The sequence below is a fragment of the Xanthomonas sp. NCPPB 2933 genome, assembly GCF_056725225.1.
Map to the genome: position 1 here is coordinate 722,647 of NZ_CM161518.1, position 17,314 is coordinate 739,960.

General features: G+C 63.7%; 11 protein-coding genes and 1 other RNA gene. 11 read left to right on the top strand and 1 reads right to left on the bottom strand.

From position 1 onward, the window contains the following. Positions 1 to 36 precede the first annotated feature (36 nt). From AC1PLU_RS03120 to AC1PLU_RS03160, 9 genes are all read left to right on the top strand, one after another. A non-coding RNA gene (locus AC1PLU_RS03120) (sX9 sRNA) lies at positions 37 to 112 on the top strand. Positions 113 to 311: 199 nt separating this feature from the next. After that, entirely contained in the window at positions 312 to 599 is a 288-nt protein-coding gene (locus AC1PLU_RS03125) for a co-chaperone GroES (protein WP_006451546.1), read from the top strand. A 136-nt stretch (positions 600 to 735) separates the two neighbouring features. Then, the gene (groL, locus tag AC1PLU_RS03130; protein ID WP_023902681.1) at positions 736 to 2,379 is read left to right on the top strand and encodes a chaperonin GroEL; all 1,644 of its coding nucleotides are present in this window, start codon (positions 736 to 738) and stop codon (positions 2,377 to 2,379) included. A gap of 339 nt (positions 2,380 to 2,718) precedes the next feature. After that, complete coding sequence (gene yghX, locus AC1PLU_RS03135; RefSeq protein ID WP_481107677.1) at positions 2,719 to 3,606, top strand: YghX family hydrolase; 888 nt, start codon at positions 2,719 to 2,721, stop codon at positions 3,604 to 3,606. A 260-nt stretch (positions 3,607 to 3,866) separates the two neighbouring features. Continuing rightward, positions 3,867 to 6,755, top strand: a complete 2,889-nt coding sequence (locus AC1PLU_RS03140) for a TonB-dependent receptor plug domain-containing protein (protein WP_481107678.1) — start codon at positions 3,867 to 3,869, stop codon at positions 6,753 to 6,755. A gap of 559 nt (positions 6,756 to 7,314) precedes the next feature. Further along, on the top strand, positions 7,315 to 7,524 hold the full coding sequence (locus tag AC1PLU_RS03145; protein ID WP_481093993.1) for a hypothetical protein: 210 nt from the start codon (positions 7,315 to 7,317) through the stop codon (positions 7,522 to 7,524). A gap of 27 nt (positions 7,525 to 7,551) precedes the next feature. Continuing rightward, complete coding sequence (locus AC1PLU_RS03150) at positions 7,552 to 8,625, top strand: 3-deoxy-7-phosphoheptulonate synthase (RefSeq protein ID WP_115037502.1); 1,074 nt, start codon at positions 7,552 to 7,554, stop codon at positions 8,623 to 8,625. Between the two features lie 484 nt (positions 8,626 to 9,109). Further along, positions 9,110 to 9,364 carry a type II toxin-antitoxin system Phd/YefM family antitoxin gene (locus tag AC1PLU_RS03155; RefSeq protein WP_481093992.1) on the top strand — a complete coding sequence of 85 codons (255 nt, stop codon included), beginning with the start codon at positions 9,110 to 9,112 and terminating at the stop codon, positions 9,362 to 9,364. Continuing rightward, positions 9,364 to 9,789 (top strand): PIN domain-containing protein, encoded by a 426-nt coding sequence (locus AC1PLU_RS03160; protein WP_481108451.1) that lies wholly within the window; start codon positions 9,364 to 9,366, stop codon positions 9,787 to 9,789. Before AC1PLU_RS03155 ends, AC1PLU_RS03160 begins: the two co-directional genes overlap by 1 nt. A gap of 856 nt (positions 9,790 to 10,645) precedes the next feature. Here AC1PLU_RS03160 and AC1PLU_RS03165 read toward each other — a convergent pair. Then, positions 10,646 to 12,160, bottom strand: a complete 1,515-nt coding sequence (locus AC1PLU_RS03165) for an acetyl-CoA hydrolase/transferase family protein (protein WP_481107679.1) — start codon at positions 12,158 to 12,160, stop codon at positions 10,646 to 10,648. Positions 12,161 to 12,326: 166 nt separating this feature from the next. Between AC1PLU_RS03165 and AC1PLU_RS03170 the strand changes: the two genes are divergently transcribed. Beyond that, positions 12,327 to 14,504: a translocation/assembly module TamB domain-containing protein gene (locus tag AC1PLU_RS03170; RefSeq protein ID WP_481107680.1), complete on the top strand. Its 2,178-nt coding sequence runs from the start codon at positions 12,327 to 12,329 to the stop codon at positions 14,502 to 14,504. Between the two features lie 205 nt (positions 14,505 to 14,709). Beyond that, positions 14,710 to 17,133: a hypothetical protein gene (locus AC1PLU_RS03175; protein ID WP_481107681.1), complete on the top strand. Its 2,424-nt coding sequence runs from the start codon at positions 14,710 to 14,712 to the stop codon at positions 17,131 to 17,133. The last annotated feature ends 181 nt before the right edge of the window (positions 17,134 to 17,314 follow it).

A 17,314-nucleotide genomic window follows, 5' to 3' on the forward strand; every position in this document is an offset into this window, starting at 1 on the left:
TCTGCCAGGCGGGCGCGGCCGGTGCTCGGACTCCTCATGTACCACTCGTACACTGCGGTTCCTCCGCGCCGTCCGCGCCCACCTGACAACCGCTCGCTACGTTTTGTCGGCCGCTCTTGGTCCCTCGCGGGGAAGCGCTTGTCGAAATTTTTTTGCCCCTAGCCCTTGAAAGCCGCCCGCGCAGCACAATCTTTGGCCCGCACCCGCTCTGTCGGGTTTTTTCCGCGCGCTGTGCTGGCAGTCGTCACATACGAGTGCTAACATCGCCGATAATTTCCAGACCAATCAATCACTTAAGAGGGTCTTTCTCTATGAGCATCAAGCCGCTTCACGACCGCGTTGTAGTCAAGCCGATCGAAGCCGACGAAGTTTCCGCCGGCGGGATCGTGATTCCGGATTCGGCCAAGGAAAAGTCCACCAAGGGTGAAGTCGTCGCCATTGGCGCCGGCAAGCCCCTGGACAACGGCAGCCTGCGCGCGCCGGTGGTCAAGGTCGGCGACAAGGTCATCTACGGCCAGTACGCCGGCAGCAGCTACAAGGCCGAGGGCATCGAGTACAAGGTGCTGCGCGAAGACGACATCCTGGCGGTCATCGGCTGATAGCCGTTGCCCGCGGGATTCGGGAGTGGGGATTCGGGATTGGCCACTGCGCTTGGCGCAGCTGATCCCGCATCTCCCCCGAACCCCGCTCTAGCCAATCCCCAATCCCTAATCCCAAATTCCGGAGTTACAACAAATGGCTGCTAAAGACATTCGTTTCGGTGAAGACGCACGTACCCGTATGGTCCGTGGCGTCAACGTTCTCGCCAATGCCGTCAAGGCAACCCTGGGCCCGAAGGGCCGCAACGTCGTGCTCGAAAAGAGCTTCGGCGCGCCGACCATCACCAAGGACGGCGTCTCCGTCGCCAAGGAAATCGAACTGGCTGACAAGTTCGAGAACATGGGCGCGCAGATGGTGAAGGAAGTTGCGTCGCGCACCAACGACAACGCCGGCGACGGCACCACCACCGCCACCGTGCTGGCCCAGGCCCTGATCCGCGAAGGCGCCAAGGCTGTGGCCGCCGGCATGAACCCGATGGACCTCAAGCGCGGTATCGACCAGGCCGTCAAGGCCGCCGTCATCGAGCTGAAGAACATCTCCAAGCCCACCACCGACGACAAGGCGATTGCCCAGGTCGGCACCATCTCGGCCAACTCGGACGAATCGATCGGCAACATCATTGCCGAAGCGATGCAGAAGGTCGGCAAGGAAGGCGTGATCACCGTTGAAGAAGGCTCGGGCCTGGAAAACGAGCTGGACGTGGTCGAGGGCATGCAGTTCGATCGCGGCTACCTCTCCCCGTACTTCATCAACAACCAGCAGAGCCAGTCGGCCGATCTGGACGACCCGTTCATCCTGCTGCACGACAAGAAGATCTCCAACGTGCGCGACCTGCTGCCCGTGCTGGAAGGCGTGGCCAAGGCCGGCAAGCCGCTGCTGATCGTGGCTGAAGAAGTCGAAGGCGAAGCGCTGGCGACCCTGGTGGTCAACACCATCCGTGGCATCGTCAAGGTCGTGGCCGTCAAGGCACCGGGCTTCGGCGACCGTCGCAAGGCGATGCTGGAAGACATGGCCGTGCTGACCGGCGGCACCGTGATCTCCGAGGAAGTGGGTCTGGCGCTGGAGAAGGCCACCATCAAGGACCTGGGCCGTGCGAAGAAGGTGCAGGTCTCCAAGGAGAACACCACCATCATCGACGGCGCCGGCGACTCGGCCACGATCGAAGCCCGCGTTGGCCAGATCAAGACCCAGATCGAAGACACCTCGTCCGATTACGACCGCGAGAAGCTGCAGGAACGCGTGGCCAAGCTGGCCGGCGGCGTTGCAGTGATCAAGGTCGGCGCTTCGACCGAAATCGAAATGAAGGAAAAGAAGGCCCGCGTCGAAGACGCCCTGCACGCCACCCGTGCAGCCGTCGAAGAAGGCGTGGTCCCGGGCGGCGGTGTGGCCCTGGTGCGTGCGCTGGTGGCGGTCGGTAACCTGACCGGTGCCAACGAAGACCAGACCCACGGCATCCAGATCGCCCTGCGCGCCATGGAAGCCCCGCTGCGCGAAATCGTGGCCAATGCCGGCGAAGAGCCGTCCGTGATCCTGAACAAGGTCAAGGAAGGCACCGGCAACTACGGTTACAACGCGGCCAACGGCGAGTTCGGCGACATGGTCGAGTTCGGCATCCTGGACCCGACCAAGGTCACCCGTTCGGCGCTGCAGAACGCAGCTTCGATCGCCGGCCTGATGATCACCACCGAAGCCATGGTGGCCGATGCCCCGAAGAAGGACGAGCCGGCAATGCCCGGCGGCGGTGGCGGCATGGGCGGCATGGGCGGTATGGATTTCTGATCCAGCCCCATCGGTTGTTGCATCAAAAAAGGACCCCGCCGAAAGGCGGGGTTTTTTTGTGGGCGTCGACATGTGGGGGAGGTCGATGCGTCGCTGAAATCACGACATGGGCTGCACGCGCTGTTGTAGAAGTCCGCTTGCGCCGGTGAGGGCTAGCCGATCGCGTTGGGCGTGCCGTGGTGGTCTTCCGGGTACGAACGAGGCTTGCTTGCGCCGCTGCAGACGCATCGGCATGCTCGGCTGGATGCGGTGTTGTGTCGTAAAACTGATGCCGCTTTCTGCGCTGCGTATGTGCGCGCACTTGCGCACGCAGTCCAGCCATTCCTCAGGAGAACGCCGATGCGCCGTTTGACCGCTCAGGATTTCCACCCCGATCTGCTCGCGCTGTACGACGGCTATGTGCACGGCAAACTCAGCCGGCGCGATTTTCTCGACCGCGCTGCGGCGTTCGCGGTGGCCGGGTTAAGTGCGGCGGCGATCCTGGAATCGCTGAGCCCCAACTACGCGCTCGCCACGCAAGTGGAGTTCACCGACCCGGACATCGTGGCCGAGTACATCACCTATCCCTCGCCCAATGGCCATGGCCAGGTGCGCGGTTATCTGGTGCGGCCGGCCAAGGTCACCGGCGCGGTGCCGGGCGTGGTGGTGGCGCACGAAAACCGCGGTCTCAATCCGTATATCGAAGACGTCGCGCGGCGCGTGGCCAAAGCCGGTTTCGTCGCGCTGGCACCGGATGGCCTGAGTTCGGTCGGCGGGTATCCCGGCAACGACGAAAAGGGCCGCGCGCTGCAAGCGCAGGTCGACCCGACCAAGCTGATGAACGACTTCTTCGCCGCGGTGGAGTTTTTGATGAGCCGCGAGCGCACCACCGGCAAGGTCGGCATTACCGGCTTCTGCTATGGCGGCGGTGTGGCCAATGCGGCGGCGGTGGCGTATCCCGAGCTGGCGGCGGCGGTGCCGTTCTATGGCCGTCAGCCCACCGATGCCGAGGTCGCCCGCATCCGCGCGCCACTGCTGCTGCATTACGCCGCAGAGGACGAGCGCGTCAATGCCGGCTGGCCGGCGTACGAGGCCGCGCTCAAGGCGCAGCACAAGGTCTATCAGGCGTATGTGTATCCGGGAACCAATCATGGTTTCCACAACGACTCCACGCCGCGTTACGACAAGGCGGCCGCGACCCTGGCCTGGGATCGCACCATCGCGTGGTTCAAGCGTTATCTGGCGTAAGTGCCGCTGCCGATCGGCGCGTTCGATTTGCGGGCGCAAGCGTAACGTCCGTGACGCGGTGGCAAGGATCGCGATCTGGATCACACTTGCATGACAGAGTGTTGACACCGATGTCATCACAGCCCTAGCGTCGCTGGGCAGGCGCTTGCGCCGAACGGTCGGGGGGCCATCGGACAGGGGGCGGCGATGCGGTGCATCGCTCGCAGGCGTCGTTGCAGTGGAACGCCACGCCGGCCATGCCGGCCTCTCCCGGGGATCTTATGAACTGCCGCAGTCATCGCCTTGCCTTGTCGATTTCCTTGTCGCTTGCCCTGTCTACCGCCGCGCAATCGGCCACTGCCCAGCAAACCGAGCCCGATCAACCACGCGCTACCTCCACCCTGGACGCAGTCAGCGTCACCGGCTCGCGCATCAAGCGCGCGCAGGTCGAAGGCGCGCAGCCGGTGGTCACCATCTCCGCGCAACAGATCCAGCAGGAAGGCTTCGCCACCGTCTACGACGTGCTCAACAGCATGAACCAGCAGGGCTCGGTGGAAGCCGATACGCAATGGGGCTCGCACACGCCCAACGCCTCGCCGATCAATCTGCGCGACCTGGGGCCGGGCCGCACTTTGCTGCTGGTCAACGGGCACCGCGTGGCCGATTACCCGCTGCCGTATGGCGGCGAGAGCAACTTTTCCAACTACAGCAATATTCCCTCCGCCGCAGTGGAGCGCATTGAGATTTTGACCGGCGGCGCCTCGGCAATCTACGGCTCGGACGCGGTGGCCGGCGTGGTCAACGTGATCCTCAAGCGCGACTACCAGGGCGATCAGGTGCGGCTGCGCGGAGGCACGGCGACCGAAGGTGGGCGCGATAGTTTCGACGTGTCCTGGGCGGGTGGGCGCACCGGCGAAAACTGGAGCCTGACCTACGCGCTGCAGGCCACCCGGCGCGATCCGTTGAGTGGGCGCGATCGGCCTGAAATGGACGATTCCGACGACATGTCCTATTCCAACTGGACCGGCCAGAATCGCCTCTACGGCTTCAACCCGTTCACCGGTTTAAGCCTGGTCGATGCCAACACCAACGAGCGCCTGGCGCCACCTGCCGGCACCTGCGCGCGCTTTGGCGGCGAGTTCGTCGATGCGCAGCGGCTGAGCTACGACCAGAACACCGGCGCGCTCACCAATGCCGGCAACTATTGCGGCGTGGCGCGCGATTACGGCGATTGGGGTCTGGTCACCGGCAGCGAGGATTATTCGGCGTATCTCTACGGCACGTGGAAGTTCGGCGAGCACACCGAAGCCTGGGCCACGCTGTCGGCCAACCGCAGCATCGGTCGCTGGACCTACGACCCGCCATACGCGTATCTGGGCCCGTTCCAGGACGCCGCCACCGGCCGCTCGCTGTATGCAATCCGCCAGCTCACCCGCCGCGAAGCCGGTGGTTGGGACCGGCTAGCCAACTACAACAAGGAGCAGTCCTGGGACCTCAGTGCCGGCCTGCGCGGGGTCTGGGCAGACCGCTTCGATTGGGAGCTGAGCGTCGGTCGCTCGCGTTACACGGTGGACGAATATGTGCGCACGGTGGATACCGCGCGCGCGACCGATTATTTTCTCGGCAGCCCCACCGGCACCGCCGCCGATGGCACGTCCATCTATGCCATCAACGAAGCACGGCTATATGCGCCACTGTCGTCGAGCGAGTACGACGACCTGGTCGCCAAATCGCATAACTCGGCCTATTCGTGGGTGAATCAAGCCAGTTTCAGTTTGAGCGGCGACGTGGTGCAGGGCTGGGCCGGGCCTATCCGCTTTGCCACCGTGGCCGAAGTGGCCAAGCAGGGCTACCAGCTGTCGCCGGATCCGTGCGCCAATGAGTGCTATCCGGTCGATGTGGTGGACAGTGGGGGCGGCGAGCGCCTGCGCAGCTCGGCCGGCCTGGAATTCCAGATCCCGTTGCTGTCCACGCTGAGCGCGAATGTGGCCGGTCGCTACGACCGCTATGGCAATTACCGGTCTTCGGCCGCCATCCCCACCGATGTCGGCACGCAGAGCGACACCACCTGGAGTGCAGGTCTGGAATGGCGCCCGGTCGAGAGCCTGTTGTTGCGCAGCACGCTGGCCACCAGCTTTCGCGCGCCGGACATGCATTACGTGCTCGGCGAACCCAGCTCCACCAACCAGACCGTGATCGATCAATACCGCTGTATTTCCTCGGGCGCGTCTCTCACCGGCGGCTGCAATGACGAGAACAGCAACATCTTCTACACCGTGGATGTAAATCGCCGCGGCACCCCGGATCTACGCTCGGAAACCGGCCGCTCGTTTACCGGCGGGGTGGTGTGGGACATCGCGCAAGGTCTGTCGTTGAGCGTGGATTACTACCGCATCGAACTGGAGGAAATGATCAAGGATCTGGACCGCGACGAGATCCTCTCGGCCGAAGCCGGCTGCCGCACCGGCACCACCATCAGCGGCGGCGCCTGGAACAACCCGGGCGGCGCCGGCTATTGCGACACCATCAGCTCGCGGGTGGTGCGCAATGCCGACGGCACCATCGCCAGCATCGAGCGCGGCCCGATCAATCTGGCGCAGATGGAAACCTCCGGCATTGATGCCTCGCTGAAATACCGCCTTGCCACCGCCGGTTGGGGCAACTTTCAGTTGTCGCTGGACTACAACACGCTGATCGCCTATCGCGAACAGATCTACCGCACCGACAGCGACGAAAACCGCCGCGACGAACGCGTACGTAGCCGCGTGCGCGGCAGCGTGCATTGGGACAACGGCGGCGCCTGGGACTGGACGGTGTACTTCCGCCGGCTCGGCTCCATGCGTGCGGTCAACTGGGGCACCTGCGCACGCTTCGAAGACGGCTACCAGCCCAGTGCCGCCGATGAGTGCGTGGTCACCGATACCGCCAACGTGCATCTAGGCGAGACCAGCAAGCGTTACTTCGGCCGCGTGGGCCCGGCGATCTACTGGAACCTCAGCACTGGTTACAAGATCACCGACCATGCCAAGGTCAACGTCTACGTCAACAACGTGTTCAACGAAGTAGGCTATGAAAACAAGGAGCGCTTCTACGGCTACGGCTTCTACAACACCACCTTGTTCAACCCGATCGGCCGCGAAGTGGCGGCGGAATATGTGTTTACGTTTTGATTGAACTTGGCGGCCGCATCGCACGTCACGGATTAGCGCCGTGGCGTGTGGTGCAGTGTGGAGGTGGGTGCGATACATGCAGACATGCTTGCTGAAACGATATATGAAACGATTTTTTGCCCAGGGATGATTCTCATGTGGCTGATTTATATGAAATTTACGCGATTTTTAAGGCGCCTGAGCGCTGAGTCATGAAACGATACTCGCAGGGTGCACGGCATAGAGAGCGCTTGCGGAAATACAAGGGCCGGGCTGGTTTAAACGTCTCTGTCCGCAGTGATGCTTCGACATCAGATTGGCCCGGTCGAGATCGAAGTCGAGGCTTGCGAAAAGCGTGTCCAGCTGCATCGAGCGCAACCGAATCAGCCGCTTGTTCGGCATGCTGAGCGTTCGAGTCGAACCCGATCGCATGCATCTTAGGACTATGCAAATCGCGGCAATGTCGTCAGGTCCATGAAGCCTTTGGGGGGCGTTACATTTGCGCGGATACGGTCAGCGCGGGTCTAACAGCAGCCGGCATGCACCTGCCCGATGACATCGCTGCAACGTTCCGTTGCCGATGAAACAGTGGCAACGGCGAAATGTGCGTGGTATCAATGCATCCCATGAACGCACCCCGCAGCCAGTTTTATTTTTGGTACTACGGTTTTCCGATGCCGCTGGCGGAGGACGGATTGCGCTCATCCTGAAGAAATCTTCAGCAGCATTCCCGAAAAGCCGCCAGCGCACACTGGCGGCTTTTTTGTTGCCGCCTCGCCTGGCTCCCTGATGCAACACCGCCCACCGAGACACTGTTATGCCGCCTGTGACCGATGACCTGCGTATCCGCAAGATCGAAGCCCTTGCACCGCCTTCGCAGCTGCTGTCGCTGCTGCCTTGCGACGACCGCGCCTCCGAGACCGTGACCAACTCGCGCGCTGCCCTGCACGAGATTCTGCATGGCCGCGACGACCGCCTGGCAGTGGTGATCGGGCCCTGCTCGATCCATGACCCGGTTGCGGCGATGGACTACGCGCACCGCCTGCGCCCGCTGCGCGAGCAGTTTGGCGACGCGCTGGAGATCGTGATGCGGGTGTACTTCGAAAAGCCGCGCACCACCATCGGCTGGAAGGGTCTGATCAACGACCCGGACCTGGATGGCAGCTTCCAGATCAACAAGGGTCTGCGCGTGGCGCGCGGCCTGCTGCGCGACATCAACAACCTCGGCCTGCCGGCTGGCGTTGAATTCCTCGACATCATCTCGCCGCAGTACATCGCCGACCTGGTGGCCTGGGGCGCGATCGGCGCGCGCACCACCGAAAGCCAGGTGCATCGCGAAATGGCCTCCGGCTTGTCGTGCCCGGTGGGCTTCAAGAACGGTACCGGTGGCGACGTCAAGATTGCGGTGGACGCGGTGGGAGCGGCCTCGCATCCGCACCATTTCCTGGCCGTGACCAAGGATGGCCACACTGCGGTGGCAGCGACGGCCGGTAATCCGGATTGCCACGTGATCCTGCGCGGCGGCAAGCAGCCCAACTTCGACGCGGCCAATGTGGAAGCGGCCAGCCAGGTGCTCACTAAATCCGGCTTGCCGGCGCGCCTGATGATCGACGCCAGCCACGCCAACAGCGGCAAGAATCCCGAAAACCAGCCCAAGGTCATCGACGACATCGCCAGGCAGCTGGAAGGTGGCGAGACACGCATCGTCGGCGTCATGGTGGAGAGTCATCTGGTTGGCGGACGTCAGGAACTGGTGCCGGGCTGCGCACTGACTTACGGCCAGAGCATCACTGACGGCTGCCTGGATTGGGACGCTTCGGTGCAGGTGCTGGAGCGCTTGGCGACGGCGGTGCGTGCACGTCGTGCGAGGCGCGTTGCCGAAGCTGCGTGATTGCCCAGAGCCCCTCTCCCGCCGGGAGAGGGGTTGGGGTGAGGGTACGGGGTGAAGCCATACTTGGAATGAGATGCCATGAGGCTTCGCCCGTACCCTCATCCGGCGCTACGCGCCACCTTCTCCCGACGGGAAAAGGGGTCAAAGCCCCTGTTCCCTCGGGGGTAAGCTAGTCACTTATAGCGAGACCAGACTCTAATACTACGAAATCCCCCGGGCACAAGCCGGGGTCTATCGTCCTGACCTCCCTCAGTGGCAGGGCTAGTCGTGAGGGCTGCTCTCTTTGTATCAGCTGCTCCAGGACGGCACCTGCTACTTTCTCGTTGTTGATTTTCAACGAGGTGGAATGGCGCGACGATGCTCACGCCTTCCTCCAGTCCTGTGACGAACGTCAATTATTAGGATGTCGGTGTCTTGCGCGGTTGCTGTCTTCATAGGTTTTTGTAGTAACGTTACTACATTGGGATGATTTCGGAGCCATGCTATGACCATCACAACCCTATCCAGTCGCGAGCTGAACCAGGACGTGACGCGAGCAAAGAAGGCCACGAAGGCCGGTCCGGTGTTCATCACGGATCGCGGCAAGCCTGCGCACGTACTGTTGAGCTTCGAGGACTATCAGCGGCTGACGAAGCAGCGGCGCAACATTGCCGATGCGCTGGCGATGCCGCGCGTCGCGGAGATCGAGTTCGATCCACCACGCGTGACGATTGGAGCCCGGCCGGCAGAGCTGGAATGATGTACGTGCTCGATACCAACGTGTTGTCGGAGCTGCGTAAAGTAAGCCTCGGCAAGGTCGATGCGAATGTGGCGGCGTGGGCGGAACGTGTTGATGCCGCCGACCTCTTCGTGTCAGTCATCACCATCATGGAGCTTGAGCTTGGCGTTCTGTCGATTGAACGGAAGGACGCCCCCCAGGGGGCCATATTGCGCTCCTGGCTTGAGCAGCATGTATTACCCGAATTCTCCGGGCGAACATTGCCTATAGATACCGCTGTGGCGCAACGCTGCGCCCGGTTGCATGTACCAGACAAACGCGGCGAGCGCGACGCGCTTATCGCAGCGACTGCACTAGTACACGGCATGGCAGTGGTCACGCGCAATGCGGCCGATTTCAAACCGACGGGAGTGACCATCGTCAACCCGTGGGAGCCTTCGCCATGAACGACTGCAGGTTCAAGATTGTTTCCGATAGTGGTACTCGAGCGGTACAGAGTTGAGTATTGCCTGCCTTCTCCCCCGACTACAAGGAAGAAAATTGGCTCGACAGGTACATGAGTTCAGGCTGCCTGCAGCGGCAGTGCGATTAGTCAATCTCGATTACTACCGCGATGGCGCAGGCTAGTAAGCGATCGTCAACCGAGCGGTGCTCATTCGCCTGTCCCTTGCGAACGAATCAGACTTTCCTCTCGGAGAGGCCAAGTGGAACTAGTTGCCATGAGCGGCTGAAAAAACGTATCAAGCGGCCTGGCAATGAGCGCTATAGCGTTAATCGATGGTGGTTTTAAAACAAGAACGTCGGGCTGGCGCAGGGAGCCGGCCCGACGGATTGGACACCACCCAGTGATGACCCGTCGCGCCCAGCGGCAGGAGGGGAGAGAGCCGTCCTGCCGCCGAATGCGAGCGGGCAGGAACGTTATCCGTGACGATGCGATGTCGCCGCATGTCGGCGGCAGCAATGAAGTTTGAGTTGCGTTAACGGCGGCCATTTCGCATGACGCGCGGCACCGAGCGTTCGAGCGCGCATTACCTGCAAGGAAACATTTGGCACGCTCGTCATCGCATAAGCGCATAGCGGCCGGTGCAAGTGTGCAGTCGCGCGATAAGGCGCTGCCATCGGACGTGTTGAGCATGGCGCTATCGCTAAACCGCTATTCCGCCCAAACACGCGTGCCTGCGGGCGGCGCGATCGGTGTCCCGCTGCGACCCGACGTGCATCCGCCAAATGCTGCGCACTCTGCCCGGCACGACGATCAGGTGCACAGAGCGCGGCATGATCGGGCAGCTGCAATGCGCGTGATCACTCCAGCATGTCGCCTGTCTCCAACCAGCGTTGATGCCACGACAGCGCTTCGGTCAACAGATGCGGAGTGTGCTTGCCGTAGCTGTCGCGATTGGCGCGCGCTACATAATCTTCCAGTGCATCGCGATAACGCGGGTGCACGCAGTGATCGAGCAACTGGCGCGCGCGTTGCTTGGGCGTGAGTCCGCGCAGATCGGCCAGGCCTTGTTCGGTGACGATCACCGAGACGTCGTGTTCGGTGTGATCGACATGGCTGACCATCGGCACAATTGACGAGATGCTGCCGGCCTTGGCGATGCTGGGGCTCAAAAAAATGGACAGGAATCCATTGCGCGCAAAATCACCGGAGCCACCGATGCCGTTCATGATGCGGCTGCCCATCACATGGGTGGAATTGACGTTGCCGTACAGGTCGGCCTCGATCATGCCGTTCATGCCGATGCATCCCAGCCGGCGCACCAGTTCCGGATGGTTGGAGATCTCCTGCGTGCGCATGACGATGCGTTGCCGATAGAAATCGATATTGCGCTTGAACTCCTCGTTGCCTTCCGGGCTGAGTGCAAAACCGGTGCACGAGGCGTAGCGCAGCACGCCATCGCGTAGCAGCGCGAGCATGCCGTCCTGGATCACTTCGGTGAACGCTTCCAGATCACGAAAGCCGCTGCGTGCCAGCCCCGCCAGCACCGCATTGGGAATATTGCCCACGCCCGATTGCAGCGGCAGCAGGCTGGCCGGCAGGCGGCCCTTGCTCACTTCATGGCGCAGGAACTCGATCAGGTGTTCGGCGATGCGTTCGCTGCTTGCATCGGCAGCGGCGAACGGGCTATTGCGGTCCGGGCCATGCGTGCGCACCACCGCCACGATCTTGTCCGGATCGCAGCGCAGGCTGGGCTCGCCGATGCGGTCGTCGCCATGCAGCAGCGGGATCGGTTTGCGATGCGGCGGCAGCGCGGTGCCGTAATAGACGTCGTGCATGCCGTCCAGACCTGCGGGCTGCCAATCGTTGACCTCGATGATCACTTTCTTGGCCAGGTCCAGCCAGGTTTTGTTGTTGCCGATCGAGGTCGACGGCACCAGGCTGCCATCGGCGCGGATCGCCGAGACTTCCACCACCGCGGTGTCGATCTGCCCGTAGAAACCGAACCACACGTGCTGGGCGACGTGGCTGAGATGGATGTCGATGTAGTCCAGGGTGCCGGCGTTGATGCGTTGGCGCGCGTCCGGGTCGGACTGGAACGGCATGCGCATGGCGATGCCCTCGGCCTTCGCCAGCGCGCCATCGAGTTCCGGTGCGGTGGAGGCGCCGGTCATCAACTTGATCTGGAACGGTTGGCCCTGCAGATGTGCTGCTTCGATGCGCTGTGCCAGCGCCATCGGCACCGCCTTGGGGTAGCCGGAGCCGGTGAAGCCGCTCATCGCTACGGTCTCGCCGGGCTGGATCAAGGCGGCAGCGGCCTCGGCAGAAACCAGGCGTTCGCGCAGCGGCGCGTGCAGGATGCGTTCGTCGGACATGGGCAGCACAGCGGAAACGGGAGAAGCGCAATTATCGCCGCTGCACACCTCGATCGGGGCGCGACCTTGGTGGAATGAGCGAGCGCGACACCGGCCATGCGCATGTTCACGCCTCGCCGCCAGCGCAACCGCGATAGTGACGGCAGACTCATCACTGCCTGCGCCCATGCCCACACTTCGCGATCGCTTCCAGCGCTGGCCCCGGCCGTGGCGCATTGCAGTGGTCGTGCTGGTGGCGCTGTATGCGCTGTATCTGCTCGCCGGCAACCTGTTTCTCAATACGCCGCTGTTCGATGCCGTCACCAATCGGCAACCGCATAAATTCACCATGCAGACCGGCCCGGCACTGACCGTGTTTCCGGGACATGTGATGGCCTGGAACGTGCGCATGCGCGGGCAGGCCAACCGCACCGTGTACGTGTTGCATGCCGATCGCGCCAACGCGCGCGTCGCCTTGCTGCCGCTGTTCCGGCGCGAGGTGCGCTTGCCGTGGCTGCATGCCACCGGCCTGAGCGCGGAAGTCGAAACCTCCGACACACCCATTCCGCCGCCGCCACGTGGCGATCAGGGCTGGACGCTGCGCTTCGATGCGATCACCAGCAACAGCATCCGCAGTGCGCGTCTGGGCAAGTTGCTGATTGCCGGGCAAGGCCACGCCACCGTCGGCTTTCTCAAGCAGCTCAAAGGCGGGCCGTCGGAGCTGTTTGCCTCCGAGGCGAGCTTTACCGATGCGGTGGTCAGCTATGACGGGGTGCAGGTGTTCAATGGCGCGCAGCTGGACACGCAATTCCAGTTTCCACGCCATTACCGCGATGAGGCACCGGGCCTGCGCAAGCTCGGCATCACCCACGCGCGCCTGCAGCTGAAGGCCAGCACGGTGGCGTTGAAGATCGACACCGGCGCGCCGCATGTGGACATCCGCAGCGGACCCTCGGCGGCGCGGGTGGAGGCAGACATCACGCTGGATCGCGGCGCATTGCAGCCTGGCAGCCATGCGGTCTGGCGGCTGCCGTTACTGGCGGGCGTTGGCGCGACCGATCGCGGCATGCTGGCGTTGCAACTGGATGTGGCGCGCGATATCCGCGTGCAGGCGCGGCTGCCGCGCGATGAAAAGACCGGCAGCGAGCTGCATGCCGACCTGCGCCTCGCCGGCCGCAGCATTCCTTTCCAGGATCCGGCGCAGGTGTTGCCGCGATTGTCCGGGCAGGTACGTGGGCATTGGAAGTTCGAATCCCTGAACTGGATTGCCGAATTGTTCGTGCGCAAGCCGTGGTTCCAGCTCGAAGGCGGTGGCCTGGTCGAGGCCGATCTGCGTCTGGCGCAAGGCCGGCTCGCTAGTGGCAGCAGCCTGGAAATTCCACGTGTGGAAGCCGTGGCGCAGGTGTTCGATACACGCCTGGCCGGTGTCGCCACCGCACACGGACGCATCGACGATGCCGCCACGCCGCAGGCGCATCTGGAGGTCAGCATTCCCACGTTCAAGGCCACGCCGCGCGATGCGCCCAAACAGATCCTGCTGGACGGCCGCGATCTGCAACTGGCCATGCATGGCGACGCCGAACTGGCGCGCCTGCGCGACACGCTCAAGGCACAGCTGCGTTTCAGCGATGCGCGCGTGCCCGATCTCACCGTCTACAACCGCTATCTACCGGGCAACAACGTGCGCCTGCTCGGCGGTAGTGGCAGCTTGACCGGCGATGTGGCGCTCAACGCCTCCGGCGAGGTCGGCAGCGGTCACGCGAATCTGCGCGGGCAGGGCGCACACCTTGCACTGGCCGGCGTGCAGATGCGCGTCGATGCCGAGTTGCAGGCGCAGCTGCAGCGCGCCGATTTCAAGAACAAGTTCTTCGACCTCAGCGGCACGCGCGTGCGCTTGCGCAATATGCGCGTAGGCGACGACAGCACGGATGCCAACTGGTGGGGCGAGATGCAGGTCGGCGCCGGCACCATCCAGGCCAGTGCGCCGTTCCAGGTGGATGCCGATGCGGCGATTCGCATGCGCGATGTTGCGCCGCTGCTGTCGGTGTTTGCGCAACGCGCCGATTACCCGCGTTGGGTTTTGGGCTTGCTGGATTCGGGCGAGCTAGATGCCACCGGCCGGGTGCGTTGGCGCAAGCAGCAGGTGCTGATCGACGACCTGCATGCGGAGAACGCGCGCCTGTCGCTGCGTGCGCGCTTGGCCTTGAACGAGGAGCAGCGGCGCGGCGATCTGTATCTGCGCTGGGGCGTGCTGGGCGCCGGGATCGAACTCGATGGCAAGCAACGCCAATGGCATCTGGCTGGCGCACGCGAGTGGTACGACGCGCAGCCGGGGCTGTTGCCGGCGGTGTCGAAGGCAAAGTAGGCGGCTGGTTGTTTGAGGCCTTGCGTCGTGCGGCCAGCTTCGCCGTCGTCGCAGAGGCAGTGCGCGCACTGCCGCGCGTGTTGGACATCGAATGCGCACGGGCAGCCTGCTAGTGCCCCGCCGCAATCGCCGCTGCGCGCCGCACTCACGGCCTGCTTGGCACACTGCGCCACGCCGCGTGCGCGGTCTTCAGGAGCCTGCCGTCATGACGATGCCTGTTCGCGCCCGCTGGCGTGGGTTGCCCCGCGCGGTGCGTTGGCCTGTGCTGGCGCTGGTTGCGCTGTATGCAAGCTATTTGCTGTTGGGCAATCTGTTGCTCAACACACCGCTTGGGCCAGCAGCGCTCAACCGCAAGCCGGACAAATTCAGCATGCACTGGGGCCCTGCAGTGACCTGGTGGCCGGGGCGTCTGGTGCTGTGGAATGTGGACCTGCAAGGTCACTCCACGCGTAACAGCTGGAACGTCAGCGCGCAGCGCATGAGCGGGCAGGTGCAGCTGTTGCCGTTATTGCATCGGCAGTTGCTGGTGCCGGAGTTGCATGCATCCGGCGTGCGCGGTGGGATGCAGGCGGCTGCGCCGACGCCCGGTGCTGCAGCGACGCAAGCGCCGGCGACAGCGCCGAGCACGCAGGTTGCCGCTGCTCCGGTGACTGGCGCAGTCGGCACGCCAACGCCAATGCCAATGCCAATGCCAGCGCAAGACAAGACATCTACATCAACGAGCAACGCGAAGGTCTCAGCCAGCACGCAGCCGCCCACGCAGATGACTGGCGCGCGCACCAGCACGCCGCAATCCGCCCAGGTCGCTGCCCCCCTGGCCAGCACCCTGCCGACTACTCCAGCCTGGACCCTGCAATTCGACCGCATCGTCGCCGATCAAGTGCAGGCCTTGACGCTGCGCCAGCTGCACATCGAAGGCGATGGCCAACTGCAGCTAGGCGTGTTCAAGCAATTGCGCGGCGGGCCGATGGAACTCTTTCCCTCGCGTGCGACCTTCGACAATGCGCGGATGCGCTGGGACAACAGCGAAGTGTTGCGCAACGGCCAGCTGCGCATCGAAGCCAGCATCGCGCGGCATGCGCCGGACCAGGCGCGGGGGTTGGCGCTGTTGCAACTCACCGACGCGCTGGTGGCGGTACATGGCGACACTGCCGCACTGGATGTGACACGCAATGCGCAGGGCCGCCACACGGTCGCCACGCGCGCTGGTAAAGGCCGCGCAGATGGCGAGTTGCGCTGGACGCGTGGCACGCTGCAGCCCGGCAGCCAGCTGCAATGGCGCGCGCCGTTGCACGACAGCACGCGTACGCCGGCTGCCTTGCTTGGCGAACTGACCGCGCAACTGCAGGTCGATCAGGACATGCGCTTGCAAGTGCGCATGCCCGAGCCGGCCGATGCCGGGCTGACGCTGGATGCGGATCTACGTGTGCAAGGCCGGCAGCTGCCGCTGCAATCCATGCGCAGCTTGTTGCCGCGTACCTCCGGGCATGCGCGGGTGCACTGGCAACTGGCATCGCTGAGCTGGATTCCGGCGCTGTTTCCGGATGTGGACTGGCTGACGCTGGAGGGCGACGGCCTGGTGGATGCCGATCTGCGGATCGATCGCGGCCAACTCGGCGCCGGCAGTCGTCTGCAGGTGCCGCATGTGCGTGCGCATGTCGGCGTGATGGGGCATGCGATCGATGGGCAAGCCAGTGCCGATCTACGTGTGGACGCCGATGCCAACGGACAGTTGCTGCCTGCACTGGTATTGCAGATGCAGCAGTTTTCGATTGCGCACAGCGATGCGCCTGCGCGCCCGTTCGTGCAGGGCCGCGATCTGCGTCTGGATCTGCAAACGCGTGCCGATGCACGCAATCTGGCGACGTTGCGCGATGCCACACGCGCGCATCTTGTGTTCGCCAACGCGCGCGTACCGGATCTGCGTGCCTACAACCGCTATCTGCCGCAGCAACAACTGCGTTTCGATGGCGGCAACGGTGTGCTCAGTGGCGATCTGCAGATCGAACCCGGTGGGCGTATCGGCAAGGGCGGGCTGCGCATCGGTGCGCGTGCGGCGCGGCTGCAGTTCGCCGGCCTCGCACTGCGTGGCGATGTGGATGCGGATCTGCGTCTGCAGCGCGGCGATTTGCGTGCAGAGAATTTCCGCCTCGATGCCAGCACCATCCAGTTGCGCAATATCGGATTCACCGGCCCGGATGGACAACGGCGCGATGGGTGGTGGGCGCGCATCGTGCTGGAAGACACGCACATGCAATGGCGCAAGCCGATCGGTGTGGATGGGCGCGTGCGCATCCAGGTGCGCGATCTGGCATTCCTGATGTCGCTGTACGCGCGCGATCGCTCGATTCCGAACTGGATGCTGCGGCTGGTGGATGCGGGGCAGGCGCAAGTGACCGGTCGCGTGCATTGGCAGGACGAGACCGTCATCGTCGATCGGCTGCAGGCACGCAACGAACGCTTTCAGGTGGATGCACGGCTGCGTTTGCAGGGCACCCAACGCAGCGGCAGCCTGCTTGCCCGCTGGGGGATGTTGAGCGCGGCGGTTGGCTTGCGCGGCGACACGCCGGAATGGCATCTGCTGCGCGCACCCCAGTGGTATCAGGCCCAGCCCGATCTGCTGCGCTGAGGGCGCTGCGCGGCAAGACGGTGTGAAGGAAAAGCGCCAGTTCTGTACTGCCAAGTATTGTTTTGCAGTGCAGCGTGCAAGTGGCGTTCGGGGCGCGCACTATGATCCTGCATCCCGACGTGGGGGAGGGAGCAAAGCCCGCTGGCAGTTCGCTGCAAGCGGGCTTTTTTATTGCCTGAGG